Annotated in this window: 20 protein-coding genes; 15 read left to right on the top strand and 5 right to left on the bottom strand. The window is 56.5% G+C overall.

Going from position 1 to position 25,824, the window contains the following annotated elements:
* Window positions 1-60 precede the first annotated feature (60 nt).
* A complete protein-coding gene (locus tag MKI83_RS05930; RefSeq protein WP_241583992.1) occupies window positions 61-1,077 on the top strand; it encodes a DUF2804 domain-containing protein in 1,017 nt (338 codons plus the stop codon).
* A gap of 58 nt (window positions 1,078-1,135) precedes the next feature.
* On the opposite strand, the gene MKI83_RS05925 is transcribed toward MKI83_RS05930, so the two are convergent.
* Window positions 1,136-3,316, bottom strand: coding sequence for a patatin-like phospholipase family protein (locus MKI83_RS05925; RefSeq protein WP_241583990.1), 2,181 nt, complete (start codon window positions 3,314-3,316; stop codon window positions 1,136-1,138).
* Window positions 3,317-3,428: 112 nt separating this feature from the next.
* On the opposite strand from MKI83_RS05925, the gene MKI83_RS05920 reads away from it, so the two are divergent.
* On the top strand, window positions 3,429-3,707 hold the full coding sequence (locus MKI83_RS05920) for an Rdx family protein (RefSeq protein WP_241583989.1): 279 nt from the start codon (window positions 3,429-3,431) through the stop codon (window positions 3,705-3,707).
* A gap of 13 nt (window positions 3,708-3,720) precedes the next feature.
* On the opposite strand, the gene MKI83_RS05915 is transcribed toward MKI83_RS05920, so the two are convergent.
* On the bottom strand, window positions 3,721-4,563 hold the full coding sequence (locus tag MKI83_RS05915; RefSeq protein ID WP_241584266.1) for a DMT family transporter: 843 nt from the start codon (window positions 4,561-4,563) through the stop codon (window positions 3,721-3,723).
* Between the two features lie 133 nt (window positions 4,564-4,696).
* On the opposite strand from MKI83_RS05915, the gene MKI83_RS05910 reads away from it, so the two are divergent.
* Window positions 4,697-5,515 carry a UDP-2,3-diacylglucosamine diphosphatase gene (locus tag MKI83_RS05910; protein ID WP_241583988.1) on the top strand — a complete coding sequence of 273 codons (819 nt, stop codon included), beginning with the start codon at window positions 4,697-4,699 and terminating at the stop codon, window positions 5,513-5,515.
* A 17-nt stretch (window positions 5,516-5,532) separates the two neighbouring features.
* Here the strand turns inward: MKI83_RS05910 and MKI83_RS05905 are convergent, their stop codons facing one another.
* The 3 genes from MKI83_RS05905 to MKI83_RS05895 form a co-directional block, all read right to left on the bottom strand.
* Complete coding sequence (locus tag MKI83_RS05905) at window positions 5,533-6,924, bottom strand: adenylate/guanylate cyclase domain-containing protein (RefSeq protein ID WP_241583987.1); 1,392 nt, start codon at window positions 6,922-6,924, stop codon at window positions 5,533-5,535.
* Between the two features lie 114 nt (window positions 6,925-7,038).
* Entirely contained in the window at window positions 7,039-10,719 is a 3,681-nt protein-coding gene (locus tag MKI83_RS05900) for an EAL domain-containing protein (RefSeq protein WP_241583986.1), read from the bottom strand.
* Between the two features lie 69 nt (window positions 10,720-10,788).
* Window positions 10,789-11,688 (bottom strand): LysR family transcriptional regulator, encoded by a 900-nt coding sequence (locus tag MKI83_RS05895; protein ID WP_241584264.1) that lies wholly within the window; start codon window positions 11,686-11,688, stop codon window positions 10,789-10,791.
* Window positions 11,689-11,893: 205 nt separating this feature from the next.
* On the opposite strand from MKI83_RS05895, the gene leuC reads away from it, so the two are divergent.
* From leuC to MKI83_RS05835, 12 genes are all read left to right on the top strand, one after another.
* Window positions 11,894-13,318 carry a 3-isopropylmalate dehydratase large subunit gene (gene leuC / locus MKI83_RS05890; RefSeq protein WP_241583985.1) on the top strand — a complete coding sequence of 475 codons (1,425 nt, stop codon included), beginning with the start codon at window positions 11,894-11,896 and terminating at the stop codon, window positions 13,316-13,318.
* A gap of 10 nt (window positions 13,319-13,328) precedes the next feature.
* Window positions 13,329-13,976 (top strand): 3-isopropylmalate dehydratase small subunit, encoded by a 648-nt coding sequence (gene leuD / locus MKI83_RS05885; RefSeq protein ID WP_241583984.1) that lies wholly within the window; start codon window positions 13,329-13,331, stop codon window positions 13,974-13,976.
* A gap of 79 nt (window positions 13,977-14,055) precedes the next feature.
* The gene (gene leuB / locus MKI83_RS05880) at window positions 14,056-15,138 is read left to right on the top strand and encodes a 3-isopropylmalate dehydrogenase (RefSeq protein ID WP_241583983.1); all 1,083 of its coding nucleotides are present in this window, start codon (window positions 14,056-14,058) and stop codon (window positions 15,136-15,138) included.
* A gap of 54 nt (window positions 15,139-15,192) precedes the next feature.
* Window positions 15,193-16,305, top strand: a complete 1,113-nt coding sequence (gene asd, locus MKI83_RS05875; RefSeq protein WP_241583981.1) for an aspartate-semialdehyde dehydrogenase — start codon at window positions 15,193-15,195, stop codon at window positions 16,303-16,305.
* Between the two features lie 63 nt (window positions 16,306-16,368).
* Complete coding sequence (locus MKI83_RS05870; RefSeq protein ID WP_241583980.1) at window positions 16,369-17,361, top strand: Asd/ArgC dimerization domain-containing protein; 993 nt, start codon at window positions 16,369-16,371, stop codon at window positions 17,359-17,361.
* A gap of 156 nt (window positions 17,362-17,517) precedes the next feature.
* On the top strand, window positions 17,518-20,520 hold the full coding sequence (locus tag MKI83_RS05865) for a motility hub landmark protein FimV (protein WP_241583979.1): 3,003 nt from the start codon (window positions 17,518-17,520) through the stop codon (window positions 20,518-20,520).
* Window positions 20,521-20,639: 119 nt separating this feature from the next.
* Window positions 20,640-21,506 (top strand): tRNA pseudouridine(38-40) synthase TruA, encoded by an 867-nt coding sequence (truA, locus tag MKI83_RS05860; protein WP_241583978.1) that lies wholly within the window; start codon window positions 20,640-20,642, stop codon window positions 21,504-21,506.
* A 71-nt stretch (window positions 21,507-21,577) separates the two neighbouring features.
* Window positions 21,578-22,216, top strand: coding sequence for a phosphoribosylanthranilate isomerase (locus tag MKI83_RS05855; protein ID WP_241583977.1), 639 nt, complete (start codon window positions 21,578-21,580; stop codon window positions 22,214-22,216).
* A gap of 164 nt (window positions 22,217-22,380) precedes the next feature.
* Window positions 22,381-23,250 (top strand): acetyl-CoA carboxylase, carboxyltransferase subunit beta, encoded by an 870-nt coding sequence (accD, locus tag MKI83_RS05850; RefSeq protein ID WP_241583976.1) that lies wholly within the window; start codon window positions 22,381-22,383, stop codon window positions 23,248-23,250.
* Window positions 23,250-24,560 (top strand): bifunctional tetrahydrofolate synthase/dihydrofolate synthase, encoded by a 1,311-nt coding sequence (gene folC, locus MKI83_RS05845; protein WP_241583975.1) that lies wholly within the window; start codon window positions 23,250-23,252, stop codon window positions 24,558-24,560. The genes accD and folC overlap by 1 nt, the downstream gene beginning before the upstream one ends.
* A gap of 3 nt (window positions 24,561-24,563) precedes the next feature.
* The gene (locus MKI83_RS05840; RefSeq protein WP_241583974.1) at window positions 24,564-25,148 is read left to right on the top strand and encodes an SPOR domain-containing protein; all 585 of its coding nucleotides are present in this window, start codon (window positions 24,564-24,566) and stop codon (window positions 25,146-25,148) included.
* Between the two features lie 76 nt (window positions 25,149-25,224).
* Window positions 25,225-25,746: a CvpA family protein gene (locus MKI83_RS05835; RefSeq protein WP_241583972.1), complete on the top strand. Its 522-nt coding sequence runs from the start codon at window positions 25,225-25,227 to the stop codon at window positions 25,744-25,746.
* Window positions 25,747-25,824 lie beyond the last annotated feature (78 nt).

The raw sequence follows: 25,824 nt of genomic DNA, 5'->3' as shown, positions 1-25,824 counted from the left end.
TTCGGCCAAGTTGAACCGCTGTTGCCTGTGGTAGGTTGCTGAAAAGAACAGGGCCTTACCATGACCACACCGCTGATTACCGCAGGGCGCCCCGCATTTGGGCTGCTGCCGACGCCACCGAGTCGGGTTAACTTCTTAGATTACGATTACCGCTCTCCCATGGGTAAGCCGCGCGCCGCGTGGCGTAAAAAGTGGGCTTTCCATCAATTCCAGTACTTTGGCGTGATCAGCGAGACGCTTATCGGCGGTTGTGCTTTGGCAGATTTGCGCTGGGCGACGGTCGGCTTTTTTTACCTGTATCACCCACAAACCGGCCAGCAAATTGAAAAGCGCATCAAGCTGCCACTGGGCATGGCCAGTCGCTTTTCTAAGGTGCCCGATAACGGCGTGTGTGAAATCGCCGTCGGCGGTGTGCGCATGCGCTTAGAAAACAGCGCCGAAGGGCGGCGTAAGCGCCTGCTGGTCGAGCTGGCCGACGGTACCCGCATGGATGCCTGGTTTTCTGAGCAGGATGCTGATTTCGAGCCGATGTGCATCTGCACGCGCGCTGCCGTCAATGGCTGGGTCTATGCGCAAAAGGTCGCGGGTGTGCGCTGTGAAGGGCAGGTCAGCTCACCCTTGGGCGATTTTGATCTGGCGGCTATCGGGGCTTATGCCCACCACGATTGGTCGGCCGGATTTATGCGCCGTGAAACGTGGTGGAACTGGGCCTGTACTTCGGGCGTGGCTGACGGCGTGGCGGTGGGTTTTAACCTCTCCTGTGGCGTCAATGAAACCAGCGTCACGGAAAACTGTTATTGGCTAGACGGCAAGCTGCACAAAGTGGACGGCTGCTTTTTTGATTTTGACCAAGACCAGCCGCTTAAACCGTGGCGCGTGTTTTCGCAGGATGGCCAAGTAGAGCTGACCTTTACCCCAGAAGGGCTACATGGCGAACAGATGAATGCCTTAATCGTGGCCAGCCGGTTTAAACAAATCTTTGGCCGATTCGAGGGCGTGTTGCGTCCAGCGGGGCAAGCACCGGTGACGCTGACGAATTTTTGGGGCTTTGTCGAAGACCAATACGCCAAGTGGTAGCGCTGGGGTTGATGAGCCACACGGGGGGATCACCCGCCCGTGTGGCGTGAATTACGACTTAGAAGGGGCGGCCGAGCGACATGTACAGCGCACGCTCGTCTTCGTCATTCGCGCCAAGGCCGAGTACTAGCGGGCCAAAGGGTGTGACATAGCCCATAAAGACACTGCCGGCTTGGATATAGCCAGAGTCCCCTAACTGTCCGTTGTACCAAGCGCGACCCACTTCTAAAGAACCGCCGAAATACAGCGGAAAATCCAGCGGTAAGAAACTGCGCTCGCTCATGCGGCGATACACCACCGCGCGCGCCAAGCTGATGTTTTGGGCGCTAAGGGCATCCGGTTGGTAGCCGGACAACTCCGTCAGGCCGCCGAGTTGGAAGTTTGATTGCGCGGCTGGGCGATCATCCAGTGCGCGGCCGTACTTGCCGCCGAGCAATAACGTGCTGCGCTCGCTTAAGGCAAAGGGCACGTTGGTGCTGATTAGCCACTGCCGGTAGCGTTCGTCAGCGCCAAGGCTTGGGTCATATTGGCGTATGTGCAGGGCCAGCTCTTGCCCGCTGGTGGGGAAGTCCACTTGGTCCACGCTGTCGTACGAGTAACGCAGGTCATAAAAACCCTGCTCAAAGTCGAAGTTGGGAAAATCATCGCGCCCCACGCGCACGCGCGCATCGCCCCATTCTTGACCCACGCCAAAGCGTATCTCACCGTTATTGCCGATTTGCCGGCCCAGATTGATGCCCGTGGCGTAGGTGCTGACCTTGTACTCGGCGATAGGCTCAAGGTCGTCGAGGATGTCGATGTTTTGCCGCTCAAGGTGCAGGTAAGGCGCGACAAAATAGCGTGAGCCGTAATCCAGCGGTTGATACAGCTCGCTGTACAGCTCTTGTTCGTCGCCCAAGCGCACACGGGTTAGCCACTCACCACCGAGCTCATTAATGCCGTTGATCCGAAAGCTTGCGCCAATGGTGTAGCTGCTGCCGCCATTAAAATCATCGGCCAAGCTGATGCCGGGGTTGAGGTAGTTAATGCCGCTACGGCGTGCATGTGCTTCCAGGACTAGCTCGTTGCCTTGCGGGGTGTTGTCGACCCGGTATTGCAGGCGGTCAAAGTATTCGAGGCCGTATAAGGTCGCCAGATCGCTTTGTAGATGCGCCAAGTTCAGCGGCTCACCGAGTGGCTGACGAAGATGCTGGCGGATCACTTGGTCGCTGATCGCTGAATTGTTTTCGATGCGAATGCTGTCGATGCGCGGGCGGCGTTCGTTGCGCGTGATCACAGGTAACGCCTCACCGTGGGCGAAGCGCGAGGCTAACGTATGGCTTGCAGCCTGCGCGGCCAAATAGCCGGCGCGCATGGCAAAGCGTGCTTGGCTGAAGTCGACGGAGGCCATGCCGTTAAGCTCGGGCACCAGCAGCAAGTCCCTCTCGCTATGTAAGGTGGCAATTTGCGCCTGAGCGTTTTTGCGTGTCATCAAGGTGATGGACTGATTCATCACGTCGAGCACGGTATCAAGCTCGGCGGCACTGGCCAGCGGGGTGCCGATGTCGACCGCGATGACTTGATCGACATCCATGGCGCGGGCTACATCGATGGGCACGTTATTGACCATGCCGCCGTCTACGAGCAGTTGGCCGTTAAGCTGCAGCGGACTAAAAGCGGCGGGAATCGACATGCTGGCGCGTATGGCGATCGCCAGATTGCCGTGGTCGAACACCACCATGTCGCCGCTGGCAATATTGGTGGCCACCGCGCGGAAGGGGATGGGCAGGCGGTCAAATGACTGGTTGTTCGGTATGTGCAGCAGCAAGCTCTGCAGGACAAGGTCAAGGTTTTGTCCTTGGATCACCCCTAGCGGCAGGCCCAAGGTGCCATCGGCACGAAACGGAAAGCGCAGCTTGCTGAGAAAGTCGCGATCGTCTTGTTTGCGCCGGTACGGCACGCTGCGGCGCGGCGGTTGGTCTGAGAGAACCTCGCCCCAGTTGAGTTCGATGGCAAGCGTTTCTAGCTCATCAGCACTGTAGCCGGCAGCATAGAGACCGCCCACCACGGCACCCATGCTGGTGCCGGCAATCGCGTGAATGCGCACGCCTTGTTCTTCGAGGGCTTTAAGCACACCGATATGCGCCAAGCCCCGTGCCGCGCCACCCGATAGCACCAAGCCCACGCGGTGTTCGCGCGCTTGCGCGGGCAACACGCTGAGTGCAGTGAGAAAAATTAACAAAATGACACGGCACAACATGGATAATCCTCAAAAAACGGGGGCTGCGCGCAGCCAATTCTCTTGGCCCTGCCAGCGGCGGCCATTATAGAGAGCTGCGCCGCGCTTGTCGGGTCTGTATTGGGAGCGCTGTATGAGCGATAAACCGTGTGTGCGGATTACTTACTGTTGTCAGTGTCAGTGGTTGCTGCGCTCGGCTTGGCTGGCGCAAGAGCTGCTCAGCACCTTTGCCGATGACTTGGGTGAGGTGGCGCTGGTGCCGGCGCGGGGCGGCGTCTTCACCATCACCTGTAATGAGCAGTTGATTTGGGAGCGTAAGGCCGACGGTGGCTTCCCAGAGGCTAAGGTACTCAAACAACGCGTGCGCGATGTCATCGCCCCAGAGCGTGATCTGGGGCACAACGAGCGTTAAATAGCCTGGCTGCTCAGTGAGCCGGTGTGCGCTGGCTACTTAGCGTAATCGCCAGCAAGATCAGTCCTGCGCCGGCGAGCATGCTCAGGCTGGGCACTTCGCTGAATAGCCACCAAGCAAACACAATGGCGTACACCGGTTCTAGGGCGAAAATCAGGGCGGCGTCGCGAGCTTTCAGCACCCGCACGCTGGCCACCAACATACTGTGCGGAAAGGCGGTGCACAGCAAACCTAGGGCGATCATGCACAGCCAGCCTTGGCGGCTGACTTGATCAAGCTCGGGCACGGCCCAAGCGGCAAGTAGCAGCACGATAAACAGGTTTTGCCACCACGCTGCTTGAATAGGGCTTAGTTGTGCCGGGGTTTTGCGGTTGCACAGGCTTAACAAGGCAAAGGTCAGCCCAGAGAAAACGCCCCATAACAGACCGACGGTGCTATCCGCTTGCAGAGAAAAGTCCGGCGTGACTAACAACAGCCCTGCGCTCACCAGCAACAGCACCCACCACTCGCGCGGCACGATGCGCTCACGAAACAGCACGCTTTCCAGCAATAAGGTGAAGGCTGGAAAGCTGGCAAAGCCCAAGGTGGCTAAGCCAACGCCTGCGACCTCGACAGCCTGAAAGAAGCTCAGCCAGTGCAGGCCCAGTAACGCGCCGCACAACAGCGGTATAGCAAGGTGACGCCAATGCGTCGGCCACGGGTTGCGTGTCAAAGGCAGCAAGCTCAGTAAGGCAACCAAGGCGCGACCAAACACAATCAGCACAGGGCCGACTAAGGCCAGTTTGCCGAAGATGCCCGCTAATCCGAAGGTGATGGCCCCAATATGTAAGCCGATCAGGGCTTGTCGGCGAGTCAGTTGCAGCATCGAAAGGGGCTCGTTGGGCGAGGTTTTAGTGAGACTGGCTGCGACTGTCACGCAAGGGTCGCGCAATGGTCATGTGGGGGTCATCTGCCGGCCTAAGTATGGCAAAAAACAGCGGAGAGCCACCATGACCAGTGCCGAACAGTTTCCTGCACAGGGCAAGCAACGGGTTAAAACGCTATGGATATCGGATGTGCACTTGGGGACGCGTGGGTGCAAGGCCGAGTATCTGGCTAACTTTCTGAAAACCTATCAGCCGGATCGCCTGTATTTGGTCGGCGATATCATCGATGGCTGGAAGTTGCGCAGCGGCGTGTACTGGCCGCAGGCACATACCAACGTCATTCGACGCATTCTGACCTTAAGCAAGCGCGGCACTGAGGTGGTGTACATCACCGGCAATCATGACGAGTTTCTGCGCCGCTACGGGGCGTTGATGCTGGGTAACATTCAACTGTTAGATGAGTGTGAGCACATCACGGCGGATGGGCGCAAATTGCTGGTGGTGCATGGCGATCAATTCGATGTGATCACCCGCTATCACCGCTGGTTGGCGTTCTTGGGCGACTCGGCGTACGAGTTTACGTTGGTGCTCAATCGTTGGCTTAATCACTGGCGCGAGCGCTGGGGCTACGGCTACTGGTCGTTGTCGGCCTACCTAAAGCACAAGGTCAAAGGCGCGGTGAACTTTATCAGCGACTTTGAGCAAGCGATTGCCCACGAGTGTGCCAAGCGCGGTTTTGATGGGGTGGTGTGCGGTCACATTCATCACGCTGAAATACGCAGCATTGATGGCGTGGAGTACCACAATTGCGGTGACTGGGTGGAGTCTTGCAGTGCGCTGATCGAACACTGGGACGGTCACATCGAGCTGTTTAAGCTGCAAGCCGCGCAGCAGCATGTTGGTGCCGCAGCAATTAAAACGCCTGCGCCGGTGACGCGTTAAGCCGCTTGTTGTGCGGCTTAGACAATCACCTTGTCACGCAGTTTTTCGGCGGCTTGGCGCAGGGCTTCCATGACTTTGGCTTTGTCGTAGTTTTGGATGCTGGTCATGTCCAAATACATCGAGAAGCCCGGCAGCTCATGCTCCACATAGCTGGAGCTGGCGCCGAGATCGCGGCGGAAATCCACCACTTGGTAGATTTGCACTGGCCGTGAAAAGCCTTTGACGTTGATCTGGCCTTTATCGCGGCACATGACCACGTCTTTGATCATTGAATAGGTTTCGTGCGAGACCAAAATCTCGCCGGAGTCGGCGTTGCTTTCTAGGCGGCTGGCCAAATTCACTTCGCGGCCAATGATGGTGTAATCCATCCGGCTTTCGGCACCAAAGTTACCCACGGTGCAGTAACCGGTGTTGATGCCCATGCGGATTTCCAACGGCTTGGTGATGCCTTGGGCGCGCCATTGTTGACGCAGCACTTTCATGTGTTTGCGCATGGCGATGGCCATAGAAACTGCGGCAACGGCATCTTTCTTCGCGCCTTGGGTGCTGGGGTCGCCAAAAAACACCATCACCGCATCGCCGATAAACTTATCGATAGTGCCGCCGTACTTGAGGGCGATCTTCGACATGTCGTTGAGGTAGTTGTTGAGCAAGTCGGTGAGGGCTTCGGCCTCCATTTCTTCAGACAGCTCGGTGAAGCCTTTAATGTCGGAGAAAAAGACTGTTAGCTTTTTGCGTTGGGTTTCCAGCTTGGCGCTCTTTTTGCCGGAGAAGATCGACTCCCACACTTGTGGCGACAGGTATTTGGCCAAGCTATTGGCTTGGCGGGCCGCTTTTTCTTGTTCGCGCTTCATTTCTTCGCGCACTTGAGTCAAGCGCTCGCTTTGCTGATGCACAAAATTGGCGGTGATGCTGACGTAAATAATGGTGCCGGTGGCACTGACCACGGCGACCACAATGGGGGTGGCCGGCAAAATGTTCAGTGGCGTGAGCAGGGTGGCGACTAGGCCGCCGCACACAAACACCAGCAGGGCTAAGCCTAAGTAACGTAAGCCGCCGGAAACCAGCGAGCTGAACGACAGCATCATCAACAACATAAACAGCGGCATTACCGACAAGCCAAAGAAAATAGCCGCGCCGCCGGCATGGAAGGCATCCAGAAACAGCAAGATTTGTTCGCGCTGCTCGGTATGGCTGTAACGAAAACGCAGTGAGGCGTGGTGGGCAATGTGCGGGTAGATCAGCGCGTAAGGCACCATCCACAACAAGTCATAGCTGAAGTACAGCGCATACATGCCCGAAGCGAGAGTCGCCGCTGCAGCGAGGTAGGCCAAAATGCGTGAATAGTACTCGCGCGTTTGCAGGGTGGTTGCTGTTACAGCAGGGCGCGCACTTGAGGCTGCACTCATGGAGCGATGATTCCTTGTTACAACACAGACAGAAAGATGCACAACATACAGGCAAAAATCGCGCCTGACACCTTGCGTGGCGTATTCGCCGGCCTAGCGGAGGCCCTTGGCCGATTAATGGCGTGGCTCACGTTGCCGCAGGGGGTGGTGTTGGCTTAACCAGGCGCCAAAGTCTGCCTCGCTCAGTGGGCGGCTGTACAGATAGCCCTGCGCGCGCTGGCAAGCATTGTCCAGCAGGAAACTCTGCTGCGCGTCCATCTCCACGCCTTCGGCAATCAGCTGTAAGTTAAGGCTGTGTCCCATGGCGATGATGGCTTGAATAATGCCGGCGTCGTTGGCGTCTTGGGTGCAGTCGCGCACGAAGGATTGATCGATCTTTAACACGTCTACCGGCATGCGCTTGAGGTAGGTGAGCGATGAGTAGCCGGTGCCAAAGTCGTCGATGGCAAAGCCTACGCCGTGACGCTTGAGCTGCTGCATTTTGGCCACGGTGTCGTCGAAATCGCTGATGACGATGCCTTCGGTGATTTCTAGCTTTAACAGGCGGCCATCAATGCCGCTGGTGGCCAGCGCGTATTCAACGTTTTCGACAAATTGCGCTTGGCGAAATTGCCGAGGGCTAATGTTGACCGCCAGGGTGAATTTCTCGGGATCAACAAGGTTGTTGGCCAATAAGCGGGCTAAACATTGGCAGGCTTCGAGGACTACCCAGTTGCCGACGTCGATGATCAAGCCGGTTTCTTCGAGTATTTCGATAAAGTCAGCCGGTGATTGAGCGCCGCGCTCAGGGTGCTGCCAGCGCAGCAAGGCTTCGGCGCCGGTGACCGCCAGGCTGGGCAAGGTCACTTGTGGTTGATAGTGCAGTTGAAATTGCCCGGTGCTTAAAGCGCTGCGCAGCTCGTTATGCAGTTGCAGGCGCTTGTTGGCTGCTTGTTGCAGACTGCGTTTAAAGATTTGTGCGGTGTTGCGCCCAGCGCCTTTGGCTTTGTACAGCGCAAGGTCTGCGTGCATCAGCAGGCTGTCGGCCGTTTTGCCGTGATCTGGGATGAGGGCAATGCCAATGCTGGGGGTGATCTGCAGGTTGTGGCCTTGCACATTCATGGGTTCAGCAATGACGCGGCGAATTTTTTCGGCAATTTGTGTCACATGTTGGCGTACTTCTTCACGGCTGCCGTCTAAGCCGAACAGCAACACCACGAACTCATCACCGCCTAAGCGGGCAATGGTGTCTTCACCGCGCACGTGTTGACTCAGGCGCAAGGCGACTTCTTTTAGTACGTCATCACCACAGGCGTGGCCTAGCGAGTCGTTGATGTTTTTGAAGTGGTCTAAATCCATAAACAACAGCGCGCCAAAAAGTTTTTGCCGCTCAAGGATGAGTAGCTGTTGTTGTAAGCGATCGAGCAAGAGTGCGCGGTTGGGCAGGTTGGTTAACGCATCGTGATAGGCCAAATGCTGGATGCGTTCTTCGGCTTTTTTCTGCCGGCTGATGTCGCGGGCGGTGAGTAACAGGCAGTGCTTGTTTTCCAGCTCAATCGGTATGACCGAGACCAGCACTTGCAAGAGGCTGCCATCGCAATGGCGGCCGTGCATTTCAAAGCCCTGTACTTGGCCATCGCGGCGCAGTAGCTCGATCATTTGCCCGCGTTCTTCGGGGTAGGCCCAGATATTGACGTCGAAAGCGGTGCGCCCGATGACTTGCGCGGAGGTTAAGCCGGTTAAGCGGGTAAAGCCTTCGTTAACTTCGATATAACGGCCGGTGTCGATCTCGGTGATGGTGATGGCGTCTGGGCTGGAGTGGAACGCGAGCGAGAACTTGGTGCGCTCAGCGCGTAATGCTTGCTCAGCCTGGTGTATGTGAGAAATGTCATGAAAGTTGGTGAGGATGCACGTATCGCCGTCGATATTGAGAAAGCGCGACGACACTTCGTAGTGCAGGGTATGGCCGTCGTAATGGCGAAATTCGCACGGGTGATTTTGTAGTGAACCGTGCGCGCGTAGATCGTCAAAGGCGCGCTCGTGCGCTTGTGGGTCGCGCCAAAACTCGATTTGCGGCACGGTGCTGTTCAGTAGCTGCGTGCGCTCGTAACCGAATGTCTCGCAGAAGCTTTGGTTGACGTCGATGAACCGGCGGTCACTCACGCGCGTCAGTGAGACGGGCACGGGCGAGCCTTGAAACAAACTGGCGAAGCGCTCTTCCGAGGCTTTTAAGCGCTGTTGATTGAGGGTGCTTTGGGTGATGTCACGCATCACGCCAATCAGCTGCTTGGGTGCGCCGTCAGCGGTGCGATCCAGTTCGGCGGTGCTTTCTAAGTAGTGACACTCGCCGTTGCTAAAGATGACCCTAAAGCTGACTTGGTAATGGTTGACCCGGCCTTTAAACAGCTTATCGAAGGCCTCGGTAATCAGGTTGCGATCGGCGGGGTGAATAACCTGCAGGTACTCATCGAGGCGGCCTTGATATTCCGTCTGCGCAAACCCGTGCAGAGCGCAGGTTTGTGCGTTGGCGCGAATGATGCCTTGGGCAATGTCACACTCCCACGTGCCCAATTTGGCTGCCTGTAAGGCTAGGTTGAGTTGCTCGCGGCTGTGCTCAAGGGCTTGCTGCTGCTGGTTAAGCTTGGTGACGTCGAGAATGCTTAAACAAAGGCAGTCTTTGCCTTGTAGTTGTAAGCGATCCCCGTTGAGTAAGTAATCGCCGATACTGCCGTCGCGGTGGCGAAAGCGGACGGGGTAATCGCGTAGGCGCTGCTCGCGCAGCAGGTGGTCGATGACCTTCTGCCGATCATCAGGGTGCGGCCACAGTCCTAGCTCAAACGAGGTATGGCCTTTGGCTTCATGTGAGCTGTAGCCCAAGCGGCGGATAAAGTTAACGTTGACCTCAAGAAAGCGGCCTGTGGTGAACTCGCTGATCGAGCAGGCGTTGGGTGAGCCATGAAAGGCGCTAATAAACTTTTTTTCGCTGTTTTTGAGCGCGGCTTGGGTTTCGTGTAGATGGGTTAAATCCAAGAAGCTGACAAAAACCTGCTGCGACTCCATGAGCTCAAGGGTTTGCGCATGCAGTAAGCCGTGAATGGCTTGGCCGCTTTGGTTATTTAACGCGACTTCTTCACTGATGATGGCTTGGTTGTTGAGGCGCAGCAGTAGCTCGTCCGGCAGCCAGTTCAGTTGTTCAATGGGGCTGCCGAGGGCTTGCTCTAACGGCCAATCAAACAGCTCGGCAAAGCGCTGGTTAGCTTGCACGATATGGCGGCTGTGCCGATCAAACACCAGCAAGGCTTCTGGGCTTGCATTAAATAGCGCGGCAATGCGTTGTTCGGCGCTGTCTAAACGGTGTTGTTTGAGTTGCCGTTGGCTGATGTCGCGCACTAAACCAATCATTTGCGCGTGGCCGAGCTGGTCTAGCTCCAGATGGCCGCTGAATTCAATCCAGCGCGGCAGGCTGTTTTGCTCAGTGCACAGGCGATGGCGCAAACGGTGCAGGCCGGTCAGCGTGCTGCTCCAGCGCGTGAGCGTTTGCTCGACAGTGTCACGGTCGTCGGGGTGCACCAGTTGTAAATAGCTCGGCACATCTCGCGGCAGGGCATAAGGCTCGATGCCCAGCAGTTGGTGCACGCCGTCAGACCAAAAGATTTGCTGGTCGTGCATGTCCCAGTGCCACAGGCCGATATTTTGCGTGCTTAAGGCGCGCATCAGCTGCGCGTAATCAAACGGCTGCGCAACTGCCAGCGGGGTGGCAGATATCGTGGGTAGCTTGGGTAAGTTCGGAAACTTAGGGGGCCGGGGTGCGGGCATGCGCTGCTCAGTAAGCTTGGGTAATGACGCTATCGTCCATGAAGGGTAAAAACTGAAGATGATTTGACGTTAGTCGCTGTGGGTTGAGTCTGGCAAGCCGTTTCCATGCTGTTGTAAACATTCAATAAAGGCTTTTGCTGCGTTAGACAGTGTGCGCTCGCGGTGGCAAATAAAGCCCAGCTCACGTGCCAGCTGCGTGTTGCGTACGGCCAGTGCGCAAACCTGATCGTCCAGCAAGCTGCTTGGCAGCACACTCCACGCCAGCCCGATTGACACCAACATCTTGATGGTTTCTAAATAATTGGTGCTCATGGCGATGTGCGGCTGTAAGCCATAACGCTGAAATAGCTCGCGGGTGATCTGGTGGGTAAAGGTGTTGCCGGCGGGGAAGACCGCTGGATGCTCGGCCACATCTTTGAGCGTCGGGTTGCTGATGCGCGTGAGGGGGTGGTCAAGACCGGCAAAAAACGCCAGCGGATCGTGCCAGATGCGTTCGCTGTGGATGTTGTCGCGCGGTTGTGGCGCCAGGGTGATGACGCCCAGCTCGACTTGGCCTTGCAGCACGTCGGTGTAAGCGACTTCTGAGTCCACAAAGCGAATATCCAACGCCACCTCGGGGTGCTCACGCGTGAACTGCCGTAACACCGGTGGCAAGCGATGCAGGCCAATGTGATGGCTGGTGGCGAGGCTCAAACGCCCGCTGATGGTGCCGCTGAGGTTGGCCAGTGCACGGCGGCTGTCTGCGAGTTCGGCCAGTATGCGGTAAGCCCGTGGCAACAAAGCGCGGCCGGCTTCGGTCAAGCTAATGTCACGACCTAGGCGATCGAACAGGCGGACGGCTAATTGCTGCTCCAAGTTAGCCAAGCGTTTGCTCACCGCCGGCTGGGTAAGAAATAAACGCTCGGCAGCGGCGGAAAAGCTGCCGGTTTCTGCGATGGCGATAAAAGCATTGAGGTTGGCTAAATCCATCGACAAGCGCGCTCCAGCGGCTTAGAGAGTTGGGTGCAAGGCGAGACTTTAGTATTCCATGATGGAATGATCAAAATAAAAAATATGAATTTGTTTTATTGGATGTTGCCTCGTAGCATTCTCTACAGCGCCACAAGCGCCGAAGGAGCTACCGCTATTGCGCGAAGCCTCCGCCACTATAAAGACTGATGAGGAAACCAACCCCATGGCCGGCAAGACCCTCTACGACAAGCTCTGGGATATGCACGAGGTTAAGCGACGCGATGACGGCTCGTCCTTGATCTATATCGATCGGCAAATCCTCCACGAAGTGACCTCGCCACAAGCATTTGAAGGTCTGCGTTTGGCAGGGCGTAAGCCGTGGCGTATCGACGCCAATATTGCAACGCCTGACCATAACGTGCCGACCACGAAGGCGGAGCGTCAGGGTGGTTTAGAAGCCATCGTCGATGAAGTGTCGCGCCTGCAAGTGCAGACGCTGGATGAGAACTGCGACGATTTCGGCATTTTAGAATTCAAAATGAATGATGCCCGCCAAGGCATTGTGCATGTGGTTGGCCCCGAGCAGGGCGCAACGTTGCCGGGCATGACGGTTGTCTGCGGCGATTCGCACACCTCGACCCACGGCGCTTTTGGCGCGCTGGCGCACGGTATTGGTACCTCCGAGGTCGAGCATGTGCTGGCGACGCAGTGCTTGGTCGCGAAAAAAATGAAAAACCTCAAGGTCGCTGTTGAAGGCACCTTGCCGGCAGGCGTGACCGCCAAAGACATCGTGCTGGCCATTATTGGCAAGATCGGCACTGCCGGTGGCAATGGCCACGCGCTGGAATTTGCCGGTAGCGCCATTCGGGCTTTGTCGATGGAAGGCCGCATGACCCTGTGCAACATGGCGATTGAAGCCGGTGCGCGCGTGGGCTTGGTGGCCGTGGATGAAAAAACGGTTGCCTACGTTGACGGGCGCCCCTTTGCGCCTAAGGGTGGCGATTGGTTGCAGGCCGTGGCGCAGTGGCAGGACTTGGTTTCCGACGATGATGCGCAGTTCGATAAGGTTGTTGAACTTAAAGCCGAGGACATCAAGCCGCAGGTCAGCTGGGGCACCTCGCCTGAAATGGTCTTGGCGGTCGACGCCAACGTGCCGGACCCCGCCAAAGAGGCTGATCCGGTCAAGCGTGGCTCCATCGAGCGCGCGCTGAAGTACATGGGTTTGAGTGCTAATCAGCCGATTACCACGATCAAGCTGGACCGCGTATTTATTGGCTCGTGCACTAACTCGCGTATCGAGGATTTGCGCGCAGCTGCCGAGGTGGCTAAGGGTCGCAAAGTGGCGGCGACGGTTAAGCAAGCACTGGTGGTGCCTGGCTCTGGCTTGGTTAAGGCGCAGGCTGAGGCGGAAGGTTTGGATAAAGTATTTGTCGAGGCAGGCTTTGAGTGGCGCGAGCCCGGCTGCTCGATGTGCTTGGCCATGAACCCCGATCGTTTAGAGAGCGGCGAGCACTGCGCGTCTACCTCCAACCGTAACTTCGAAGGCCGCCAAGGCGCCGGTGGGCGTACCCATTTGGTCAGCCCGGCGATGGCTGCGGCGGCTGCGGTGAGTGGTCACTTTGTTGATGTACGTGAATTGCTGAATTAAGGAGCCGAGCATGAAACCTTTTGTCCGTCATACCGGCTTGGTCTGCCCGTTGGATCGTGCCAACGTCGATACCGACCAGATCATTCCTAAGCAGTTCTTGAAGTCGATCAAGCGCAGCGGATTTGGTCCGAACCTGTTCGATGAGTGGCGTTATTTGGATGTGGGGCAGCCAAATCAAGATTGTTCACAGCGCCCGCTGAATACAGAGTTCGTCCTTAATTTTCCGCGTTATCAGGGTGCCAGTGTGTTGCTGGCGCGTGAAAACTTCGGCTGCGGCTCCTCGCGTGAGCATGCGCCGTGGGCGCTGGAAGAGTACGGCTTTCGTGTGGTGATCGCGCCAAGTTTTGCTGACATCTTCTTCAATAACAGCTTTAAAAATGGCCTGTTGCCGATCGTGCTGCAAGAAGCAGAGGTCGATCAGTTGTTCCAACAATGCGAAGCCAGTGAAGGCAATCAGTTAACGGTCGATCTTGAGGCGCAAACCGTGACCTGTGCCGATGGCAGCGTGTTTGGTTTTGAAGTGGATGCCTTTCGTAAGCACTGCTTGCTCAATGGCTTGGACGATATCGGCCTGACTTTGCAGGACGCCGAGGCGATCAAAGATTTTGAGCTTAAGCATCAGCAAACAAGCCCTTGGCTGTTTGGTGCCATTAAGTAATGTTCTGCGCGGCCGCTGCGTGTGGCCGCGTTCGTTTTTATGAGCGCTGTGCGCGCTCCCGCGACAACAGAGATAGACAATGAGCAAACAGATTCTGATTCTGCCCGGTGACGGTATCGGCCCAGAAATCATGGCCGAGGCGGTCAAGGTATTGAACTTGGCGAATGACAAGTTTCAGCTGGATTTTGAACTGATCCACGACGTGATTGGTGGTGCGGCGATCGATCAGCACGGCGTACCGCTGGCCGACGAAACATTGGCCAAAGCACAAGCGGCCGACGCAGTGCTGCTAGGTGCCGTGGGCGGCCCCAAGTGGGACAAAATCGAGCGCGATATTCGTCCAGAACGTGGCTTGCTGAAGATTCGTGCGCAGCTCGGGTTGTTCGGTAATTTGCGCCCAGCGATTCTCTACCCGCAGCTGGCCGAAGCCTCAAGCCTTAAGCCTGAAGTGGTGGCGGGTCTGGATATCCTGATCGTGCGCGAATTGACCGGCGGCATTTACTTCGGTCAGCCGCGCGAGCAACGTGTGCTCGAGAATGGCGAGCGCCAAGCCTATGACACCTTGCCTTACAGCGAGAGCGAGATCCGCCGTATTGCGCGTGTTGGTTTCGATATGGCGATGGTGCGTAACAAAAAGCTGTGCTCGGTGGATAAGGCTAATGTATTGGCTTCTAGCCAGTTGTGGCGCGAAGTGGTTGAAGAAGTAGCTAAGGATTATCCGGACGTCGAGCTCAGCCACATGTACGTCGATAACGCGGCCATGCAGCTGGTGCGCGCCCCGAAGCAGTTTGACGTGATGGTCACCGACAACATGTTCGGCGATATTTTGTCCGATGAGGCGTCGATGTTGACTGGCTCAATCGGTATGCTGCCGTCGGCTTCGCTGGATGCCAACAACAAGGGTATGTACGAGCCTTGCCACGGCAGCGCGCCGGATATCGCAGGGCAGGGAATTGCCAATCCGTTGGCTACCATCTTGTCGGTATCAATGATGCTGCGTTACACCTTCAACCAAGCGTCGGCGGCGGATGCCATCGAGCAAGCGGTGAGTAAGGTGTTGGATCAAGGCCTGCGTACCGGCGATATTTTCTCGTCCGATTGCACTAAGGTCGGTACGGCCGCCATGGGTGATGCAGTAGTCGCCGCGTTGGCAAGCCTGTAGTCTTAAGCGTTTTCTGGCCGGCGGCAGTCGGCCTTCTTTGTAAGGTGTAGTGACATGAAACGAGTTGGTCTTATCGGTTGGCGTGGCATGGTGGGTTCCGTGCTCATGCAACGCATGCTTGAAGAGAAAGACTTCGATCTGATCGAGCCAGTGTTTTTCTCAACCTCCAACGCCGGTGGCGAGGCCCCTGCGGTGGGTAAAAGCGTGGCAGCGCTGAAAGATGCCTTTAACCTCGATGAGCTAAAAGCCATGGAGGTGATCGTTACCTGTCAGGGCGGCGACTACACCAATGAGATTTACCCCAAGCTGCGTGAAGCAGGTTGGAAAGGTTACTGGATTGATGCGGCTTCCGCGCTGCGCATGGAAGACAATGCCGTGATCGTGTTGGATCCGGTCAACCGTAAGGTGATCGATCAGGCGCTGGTTGATGGCGTAAAAGACTTTGTCGGCGGTAACTGCACCGTCAGCCTGATGTTGATGGCCTTGGGTGGTCTGTTTGAAACCGGCATGGTCGAGTGGATGAGCGCCATGACGTATCAGGCGGCCTCGGGTGCTGGCGCGCAAAACATGCGCGAGCTGATCAAGCAGATGGGCGCCGTACACAACGCTGTGGCTGACGATTTGGCCAATCCAGCCAGCGCGATTTTGGATATTGACCGCAAGGTGGCTGAAGCTCTTCGTGGTGAGAGCTTCCCGGTTGATAACTTTGGAGTGCCACTGGCCGGCAGCTTGATCCCGTGGATTGATAAAGAACTGCCCAATGGACAAAGCCGCGAAGAATGGAAAGGCCAGGCCGAAACCAACAAGATTCTCGGCCTGCGTAAGCAGCCGATCATGATTGATGGTCTGTGCGTGCGTATTGGTGCGATGCGCTGCCATAGTCAGGCGCTGACCATTAAGCTGAATAAAGATGTGCCCATGGCCGATATCGAAGGCCTGATTAGCCAGCACAACCCTTGGGTGAAGCTGGTGCCTAATAATCGCGATATCAGTATGCGTGAGCTGACGCCGGCAGCCGTCACCGGTAAGTTGGATGTTCCGGTCGGACGTCTGCGCAAGTTGAATATGGGCTCGCAATATCTAGGGGCGTTCACCGTAGGTGATCAGCTGTTGTGGGGTGCCGCTGAACCGCTGCGCCGCATGTTGCGCATTCTGCTGGAGCATTGAGTGCGCTTGAGTTAACGGCGAAGGCTGGGTAGATTCCCGGCCTTTGTTGTTTTGGGGTAAATGATGGCGAACAAAATTGCCTTAGTTGGCGCAACCAGTTTGGTCGGCGAAGCCGTGCTTGAAGCGCTGCAAGCACAGCAGATTGCTTTTGAACAATTGATCACGCTGGATGACGGGGTGGATGAAACCTCGGTGGCGCGCTACGGCGAGCGCAATTTGCGTGTGCGAGATTTGGTCGCGGCCAACTTGGCCGATGTGGCGCTGGTGCTGTTGGCTGCCGAACAAGCTTTGGCGCCGGCCTTGATGCAGATTCTTAGCGAAGCCAATTTACCCGTGCTGGACTTAACCGGCTGCTGGGACGGCGAATACAGTGCACAAGGTGTGGTCGATGTGGCGGCACGCGGCGCCGGTGTGTATCGCCAGCAACACAGTGTTACCAACCTGCTGCTGCCGGTATTGTCACCGCTGGTTGCTGCCTATGGCTGCACCCAGTTGCATGTGCATGCGTTGCTGGCTGTGTCTGAAGTAGGGCAAGCCGGTGTGCGTGAGTTGGCTGCGCAAACCACCAGCCTACTCAATGCGCGTGGTGCCGATCCCAAGCGTTTGGGCAAACAGTTGGCGTTTAATGTTCATCCGGGCTTTGCCGGTTTGAGTGCGAATCAGCCGTTGGCGCTAGAAAGCAGCGTGCGCAATGAGTTACGCGCTCAGCCTCAACTGGCCAATGTGCCGCTGAGTGTGCGCTTAATGTTGGCACCGGTATTTTTTGGGCACGGCATTAATGTGTTGCTGCAGTCAGAGCAAGTGCTTGATATTGAAGAAGTAAAAGCCCTGTTGCAGCAGCAGGCTGGGGTGCTTGTCGTCGATGAGAATGAAGACGGCTGGCCCACGGCAGTCACTGAGTCCGCCGGCCAAGACGATTTATTCGTTGGGCGTATTGAGGGTGTTTCAGGAAGTGATAGACACCTCAATTTTTGGATTGTCTCGGATAATGTTAGGCGTGGTGTGGCATATGACGCTGTGCAACAGACTTTGACTTTGATAAAACACCTTCTATAAAAGATACTTACTTCGTAATGTGAAGAAGTATTCTAGGTTTGGAGGCGCTCCAACCTTGGGAGCGGTCGGTTTTTTGCGCACATGACCCTGCTGCATTAACCGCGTGGTTAAAAGCATTACACGCCAAGAAAAGTAGAAAAAATAAGGGATCACGTTATGGCTCGGCTTCGTAAACTGGCAATGGCAGTCGCTGCGGCAACCGCTCTATCGTCTGGGATGGCGCACGCATTAGGGCTGGGTGAAATCACCCTGAAGTCTGCATTGAACCAACCGCTTGAGGCTGAGATTGCTTTGGTTGAGGTGAAAGACCTAAACCAGAGTGAAATCATTCCCAATTTGGGGTCGGCAGAGGATTTCTCCAAAGCTGGCGTTGATCGCGCGTATTTCCTGACCGGGCTAAAATTCACGCCTGTGATCAATGCCAATGGCAAAAGCGTGATCCGCGTTACCTCGCCACAGCCGGTACGCGAACCCTATTTGAATTTCTTGATGGAAGTGCTGTGGCCGAATGGCCGCCTTCTGCGCGAGTACACGGTTCTCCTTGATCCGCCGCTGTATACGCCCACACCAACCATTACGACCAGTGCGCCTGTCGCCTCAGCACCCGTTGTGCGCAGTGCGCCGCAACCGGTTGTGCGTGCGCCGCAGCCTGCCCCTGCCGCAGCAGCGCCCGCACCGGCAGCTCGTCCTGCGCCAGTTAGCGCAGCGCCGGTTGCCAGTGCCGGTAAGCTGGAAGGTGAGTACACCTCCAGCAAAAATGACACCTTGTGGGAAATCGCTCTGCGCGCTCGTCCGGCAGGTGCCAGCGTTCATCAAACCATGCTGGCCATTTACGATCTCAACAATGGCGCGTTTATCGATGGCAACATCAACCGCCTGAAAAACGGCCAAGTGTTGCGTCTGCCGAGCGCAGAGCAAGCTAAAGCGCGTACCAGTGATGAGGCTGTGGCCTTGGTTGCTGAGCACAACAAAGCGTGGAAAGAAGGCCGCTCTGTCGCTGCCAGCAGTGCCCGTCAGCTGGACGCAACGCGTCGTGACACTGCCGGAGCTGCGCCCGCCACCAGCGCACCCAGCGATCGTCTGAGCTTGGTGTCTGGCCAAGAAGGCAAAGCCAAAGGGTCTGACAAAGCTAACGCAGCCGGTAATGACGCGCTGCAAAACAAGTTGGCTGTCACCCAAGAGAGTTTGGATTCTAGCCGCCGCGAAAATACTGAACTCAAAAGTCGCGTGACTGACCTTGATTCGCAGCTAGAAAAATTACAGCGCCTGCTCAAGCTTAAAAATGAACAGCTGGCCAAGATGCAGGCTGAGTTAGCCAAGCAAGGCGCTGCTCCAGTTGCGCCTGCAGTTCCCGCTGATGCTACTGCACCGGTTGAAGCGGCTAAGCCTGCTGATGCACCAGTGCAAGCGGTGCCGGCTGATGCCGCTAAGGCGGATCAGCCAGTCGATTACAACTATACCGAAGAGCCTGCGGCGGATAAGCCAGCAGAGCCTGCTGTAACGCCACCGGTTGCAGAACCGGTGCAGCCAGCACCAGTGACACCTGTTGTCGAAGCTCCCAAGCCGGCCCCTAAGCCGGCTAAACCCGTTCAAGAGCCTGTGGCTCCCGTCGCACCGGTTGTGACGGAAGAGCCGAGCTTTGTTGATGACCTGCTGGCCGACCCCATGATGTTGGGGGCTGCTGGTGGTGCCGGCCTATTGGTGCTGCTGCTTGGTTTGATGGCGGTGTCGCGCCGCAATGCAATCAAAGAAGCTGAACTGCAAGAAGCCAATGGCTTAGCGGGTGACGACGAAGGCTTTGATCTGGACGGCGACTTGGACTTGGGTCAAGACGCTGAGCTGGATGCTGATGCCATGCCTGAAGCCGCTGACGGCAAAGGCGACGTGCTTCACGAAGTGGATATGCTGATGGCTTATGGCCGTTTCAGCCAGGCTGCCGAGCAGTTGAACCAAGCCATTGACCAAGAGCCAGAGCGTAGTGATTTGCGCTTGAAGTTGATGGAAGTGGCAGGCGAGATGGGCGATGCCGACAATTTCGCCCGTCAAGAAAATGAATTGAACGACATTGGTGGCGTTCAGCCGCAAGTAGACCAACTCAAAGCCAAGTACGCCGCTTTATTGGGCGCGACAGCCGGCGCAGCAGCGTTGGCTGACGATAACTTCAGCTTGGATGACTTATCGCTGGATGATGTTGCTGAGCCTACAGCCGAAGCTGCCGATGATGGTTTTGATCTGAGCTTGGATGATCTGGAAAGTGAGCTGGAGTCGGATCTGGCCGGCGCGGGTGACGGTTTAGATGATCTGTCTTTGGATGATGACTTCAGTCTTGATGCCCTGAATGAGCCGGCTGCAGAGAGCGCTGCCAGCAGTGATGATGGTTTTGATCTGAGCTTGGACGACTTGGCTGAGCCAGAAACCGCTGTAGCTGATCTGGATGACGCGTTTGATCTGTCGCTGGACGAAGAGCCTAAAGCGGCGGTTACCACCGAAGCAGCCGATGACTTAGCTGCTTTGGATGATGACTTTAGCTTTACCCTAGATGATGAGCCCGCCGAGCCAGCCCCTGCGGTAGCTGATGATGCTTTTGACTTGTCACTAGATGATGCTCCTGCTGAAACCAGCGCGGATGATGAGTTGGCAGAGTTCGCTTTAAGCCTTGAAGATGAAGCGCCGGCACTGGCCGATGATGGCCTGTCGTTGGACGAGTTGTCGTTGGATGCGGACAGTACTGACTTAGGCAGCGACTTCGACTTGTCGCTGGATGATGATGCTCCTGCGTTGAGCTTGGATGACGCGGGTGATGATTTCGCTGCACAGCTGGATGAAGTCAGTAAGGATTTGGATGATCTGTCTGATGATTTAACCGCATTGGATGACGGCGCTGCGCTGGATGCATTGGATGATCTGGTCGAGTCCGCACCAGCCGCTAAGCAAGACGCCGTGGTTGCTGAAGTCGCCACCGCTGCTGCAACCGCAGACGATGATGATTTCGACTTCTTGGCCGGCACCGACGAAACCGCTACCAAGCTAGACTTGGCACGTGCCTATATCGATATGGGCGACAACGAAGGTGCCCGCGATATCTTGAGTGAGGTGATTAACGAAGGTAACGACAGTCAGCAGCAAGAAGCTAAAGAGCTTATGGAAAAGCTTAGCTAAGCGCTACTGGAGTGATGCAAGGGCAGCCCTCGGGCTGCCCTTTTTGTTGCGTGGGCCGAGCGCAACAGAGTCTGTATGATGTCGCCCGCTATGTTTTTTGATTTGTTGAAGGTGATTTTGTGTTTACCCCTGCAATCGATGAAGTTGCCCCTGAAGGTTTGTTTCGCATTGCCCTTGGGGTTGAGTACAAAGGCAGTCGCTATCGCGGCTGGCAACGTCAGGAGCCGGGCGTGCTAACCGTGCAAGAGTCGTTAGAGCAGGCTTTGGCTAAGGTGGCTGCGGGGCCTGTCAACTTGATGTGTGCTGGACGCACCGATGCCGGGGTGCATGGCACCGCCCAAGTGGTGCATTTTGATACGCCGGCTGACAGGCCATTAAAAGCCTGGGTGATGGGCGCCAACACCAATCTGCCAAAAGACATCAGCGTGACATGGGCTAAGGTGATGCCGGCGGATTTTCATGCGCGGTTTTCCGCTGCCGCACGCCGCTATCGCTATGTGATTTACAACGACCCGATACGGCCAGCGCATTTGCCAGAAGAAGTGACGTGGAACTACCGTCCCTTAGACGTGGAGCGCATGCAGCAAGCCGCACAAACCTTGCTGGGTAAACACGATTTCAGCTCGTTTCGGGCGATGCAATGCCAAGCCAAATCGCCGATTAAGATTGTTCATCACATTGAAGTGCTGCGTTCCGGCAGTTTGATCGTGCTGGATATCTGCGCCAGTGCTTTTTTGCATCATATGGTGCGCAATATTGCCGGCGTATTGATGACCATTGGCGCCGGTGAGCGTGACGTAGGGTGGGTAAAGCAGGTGCTTGATGCGCGCAACCGTCGTGAGGGCGGGGTGACGGCTTATCCATACGGTCTGTACCTGGTGGACGTGACGTATCCGGCACGTTTTGAGGTGCCAGAGCGTTATTTAGGTCCGCACTTTATCAGTGGGCTCAATGATCAGCTGCCGCCGCGCTTTCGTTGCGATTAAGTCAGCGGCTGGCATAAGGTGTGTCTGGTTATGCGTGACTTGCGTGAACTTTGTGAATATCGGTTGAGATCATGATGCCAACACGGGTGAAAATGTGCGGTATTACCCGCCTAGAAGACGCCTTGGCGGCAGTCCAAGCAGGGGCTGATGCTTTGGGTTTTGTGTTCTATCGTCCCAGTCCGCGCTATATCGCACCAGAACAGGCGCGGGCAATCCTGCGTGAACTACCGCCCTTTGTGACCACGGTGGGGCTGTTTGTTGATGCGCCGCGTTGCGAAGTGCTTGAGATTCTTGAGCTGCTGCCGTTGGATGTTTTGCAATTTCACGGCGATGAGGTGGCAGGCTATTGCCAAAGTTTTGACCGGCCCTATTTAAAAGCTTTGCGGGTGCGTAGCGCCGCGCAAGCGCTGGCGCAAGCTGAGCAGCACCCGGCCGCACAAGGTGTGCTGTTGGATGCTTACGTCGAAGGGGTGCCGGGTGGCACAGGACAGGCTTTTGACTGGTCGCAAGTGCCTGCGCTTGAACAGCCGCTTATTTTGGCGGGAGGCTTGAATGCTGACAATGTGGCAGCGGCGATTGCGCAAGTTCGCCCTTATGCAGTGGATGTCAGTGGGGGCATTGAGGCGGCGAAAGGCATCAAAGATGCCGATAAAATGCAGCAATTCATGGCGCAAGTTCGTTTGGCTGGGCGCTTGCTACAGGCTGGGTAAGCTCGGGTGTGACGAGCCGCTTAGCGCTGCCGTCAGTAAGCCAGTGAGGACGCGTACGGTCCGCTTACTTTTCGCACTGCAATACTAGAGTGCAACAATCTGATGCTAAGGGAGTGCCAGAGGGCTTCGGCCCCTGAGTCTCGATTGAATAAGAGAGAACCATTATGAGCAATTGGCTGGTAGACAAACTGATTCCTTCGATCATGCGGTCGGAGTCAGAGAAAAGTTCGGTGCCGGAAGGCTTGTGGCACAAATGCCCATCCTGCGACGCAGTGCTGTACCGGCCAGAACTTGAGGCCAATCTTGACGTATGCCCCAAGTGCTCGCACCACATGCGGATTGGCGCTCGTAAGCGCTTGGCGATGTTTTTGGATGACGGTAGCGGTGTGGAGTTGGCCGCTGATCTGGAACCAACGGATCGCCTTAAATTCCGTGACACTAAAAAATACAAAGACCGTTTAGCCAGTGCGCAAAAAAGTACCGGTGAAAAAGATGCATTGATTGCGATGCAAGGCACGCTCAAGGGCATGCCCGTGTCGGCCTGTGCCTTTGAGTTTAACTTCTTGGGTGGCTCGATGGGCGCCATTGTGGGTGAGCGCTTTGTGCAAGCTGCCAATGTGGCGCTGGAGAAGCGTATTCCGTTTATTTGCTTCTCAGCCTCTGGTGGCGCGCGCATGCAAGAGGCGTTGATTTCGCTGATGCAGATGGCGAAAACCTCGGCGGTGTTGGCGCGCTTGCGCGAAGAGGGTATCCCGTACATTTCCGTTCTGACGGACCCTGTGTACGGCGGTGTGTCGGCCAGTTTGGCTATGTTGGGCGATGTTATTGTCGCCGAGCCGCGCACGTTGGTCGGCTTTGCCGGGCCGCGCGTGATTGAGCAAACGGTGCGTGAGAAGTTGCCAGAAGGTTTCCAGCGCAGTGAGTTTTTGCTGGAGCACGGGCAGATCGACATGATTATTGAGCGCGGCGAGATGCGCGACCGCCTAGCCAGCATGTTGGCCATCATGACGCAGCAAAAGGCACCGGCTGCTTAATGGCTTTAACCGCGAACAGCAGCCTCAATGCTTGGCTGAGTTATCTCGAGCAGCTCCATCCCTCCAGCATCGACATGGGCTTGGAGCGTTTGCAGCAGGTGGCACAGCGCTTGGCGCTGGGGCGGCCTGCTAAGCAAGTCGTCACCGTCACCGGCACTAACGGTAAGGGCTCAACGTGTGCGTTTTTGGCAGAGCTACTGCGCGCTGAAGGATTGCGCGTTGGCGTGTACACCTCGCCGCACCTGCTGCGCTACAACGAACGAGTGCGGGTTGCGGGTGAGCTAGCCAGCGACTCTGCGTTGTGTGCCGCGTTTGCGCAGATCGAGGCCGCCCGTGGTGATATTTCGCTGACCTATTTTGAATTTGGCACCTTGGCCGCGTTGCTGTTGTTTCAAGCCGCGCAGTTGGATGTGGCGGTGTTGGAAGTTGGCCTAGGTGGTCGTCTTGATGCCGTCAATCTGGTGGATGCGGATGTCGCCGTCATCACCAGCATTGGTGTGGATCATGCCGAGTGGCTGGGTGATAGTCGTGACTCGGTGGCCGCTGAAAAAGCCGGCATCTTGCGCGCGCAACGACCGGCGGTGTGCGGTGATCGTTTACCACCGCAATCCCTCCAAAACAAAGCCGCTGAGTTGAGTGCTCCACTGTGGGTGCGTGATCAAGCCTTCTACGTGGCTTGGACGGAGCAAGTGCAAGGGCCCGTATGGCATTGGCAGGGGCGCTCGGCTCAGGGTGAACTGTTAGAGCTGCATGACTTGCCGCCCTTGACGTTGCCGGAAGATAACGCCGCAGTGGCGTTGCAAGCATTTGCCTTGCTGGGATTCTCGCTGGATCAAGCGCGAGTTGCCTCAGCGCTTCAAGCTGCGCATGTTACGGGCCGGCTGCAAGTGATTAGTTTGCCGCCGCCGTATGCCGGTCGCGAGCTGTTGCTTGATGTGGGCCACAACCCACACGCCATGCAGTTTATTGCTGAGCGGCTCGCGCGTCGTCCTTTAACAGGGCAGCGGCATCTGGTGTTTGGCTTGCTGGCGGATAAAGATTTAGACGGTGTGCTGGCGGCGCTGACGCCCTTGTCAGGCTCATGGGCGGTGGCGGATCTGCCCTGTGTGCGCAGTCGTGCGGCACAAGATATCGCTCAGGCTTTGACGTTGCAGGGGGTGACGGCATCGGTGCATGCGGATGTCGCCAGCGCGTTGCACGCACAATTGGCTAAGTCAGAGGCTGGCGATCAAATTCTGCTGTTGGGTTCCTTTTATACCGTGACAGAGGCGATACTCTGGCTGCGCCAGCAAGGCGTGGACGTGGAGTAAGGCATGGCATTGGAACAAGGCTTAAAACAACGCATCGTCGGCGCCGTCGTGCTCCTCGGTTTGGCGGTTATTTTTGTGCCCATGTTGCTGTCGCGGCAGGATGATGTGCGCGAAGTGCGTGTTGAAGTGCCTCCCATGCCAAAGCCTGCGTTGCTGCCGGATATGACCCCCGAGCCTGTGCAAGAGCTGTCAGCCTTGACGGCCTCGCAGCCAGAGTATGCCGAACAGCCGGTGCTGGATCAGTTGCCTGAGCCTGAAGCCGAGCCTCAAACTCAAGCAGAACCCACCCCCACGCCGATGGCTGAATCTGCCAAAGCCGAGCCGCCAGCGGTAGCCGCACCCTTAGACAGCAATGGTTTGCCTGAAGGTTGGTCGGTGCAATTGGCCAGTCTCTCCAACAAAGCCAGTGCGGAGCAGTTGGTAAAAGACCTGCGCGCTAAAGGCTATAACGGCTATTACCGCACCCATGAGCAAATGCATCGCGTGTTTGTTGGGCCGGTGTTGGATAAGGGCGAAGCCAGTAAACTGCGCGAGCAATTGCAGCGCCAGCGTGGCTTGAATGGCTTTGTGGTGCGATTTGCACCGTAAAACCCGATGTGTGCTGGTTTAGCCGCGCGCTAAGCTTTGCTAGAATCCGCCGCCTCATACACCAGTGGGTAGTGACGTGACCTTTACGTGGGTCGATTGGGCCATTATCGCCATCATCACCGTTTCCAGTCTGATCAGCCTGAAGCGCGGTTTTGTTAAAGAAGCACTGTCGCTGCTGACTTGGATTCTGGCTGGCGTGGTCGCATGGATGTTCGGCGGCGCCTTGTCACACTACTTTGCTCCCTATATCGATACCCCGTCGGCGCAAGTGATTGCTGCCTGCGTGACCTTATTTGTGGTGACGCTGCTGCTCGGCGGCTTGGTGAATTTTTTGATCGGCGAGCTGATCCGCGTCACCGGTTTATCGGGCACCGACCGTGTGCTGGGGATGGTATTCGGCGCGGCCCGCGGTGCTCTGCTGGTTGTGGTGTTGGTAGGGCTGCTGAGTTTAGCGCCGGTGCAACAAGATAGCTGGTGGCAAGAGTCTGACTTGCTGCCGCATTTTTTGCGTGTTGCCGATCAATGGAAGGGCTGGGTACTGCAATTGGCGAGTCAATGGCTAAGCCAAGCCAATGTGCCAACGCTTCCGATGAACTGATTTTGCCTGTACCGCTTAGGCGGTAACGGCTACTGCGCGGCTACGGCGGCGTAAGATTAAACACGGCGCTGCGGCGTC

It is taken from the genome of Atopomonas sediminilitoris (assembly GCF_022601735.1).
GTDB lineage: Bacteria > Pseudomonadota > Gammaproteobacteria > Pseudomonadales > Pseudomonadaceae > Atopomonas > Atopomonas sediminilitoris.
The sequence above is the reverse complement of the archived record's forward strand: the minus strand, read 5'-3'. Positions and strand labels throughout refer to the sequence as shown.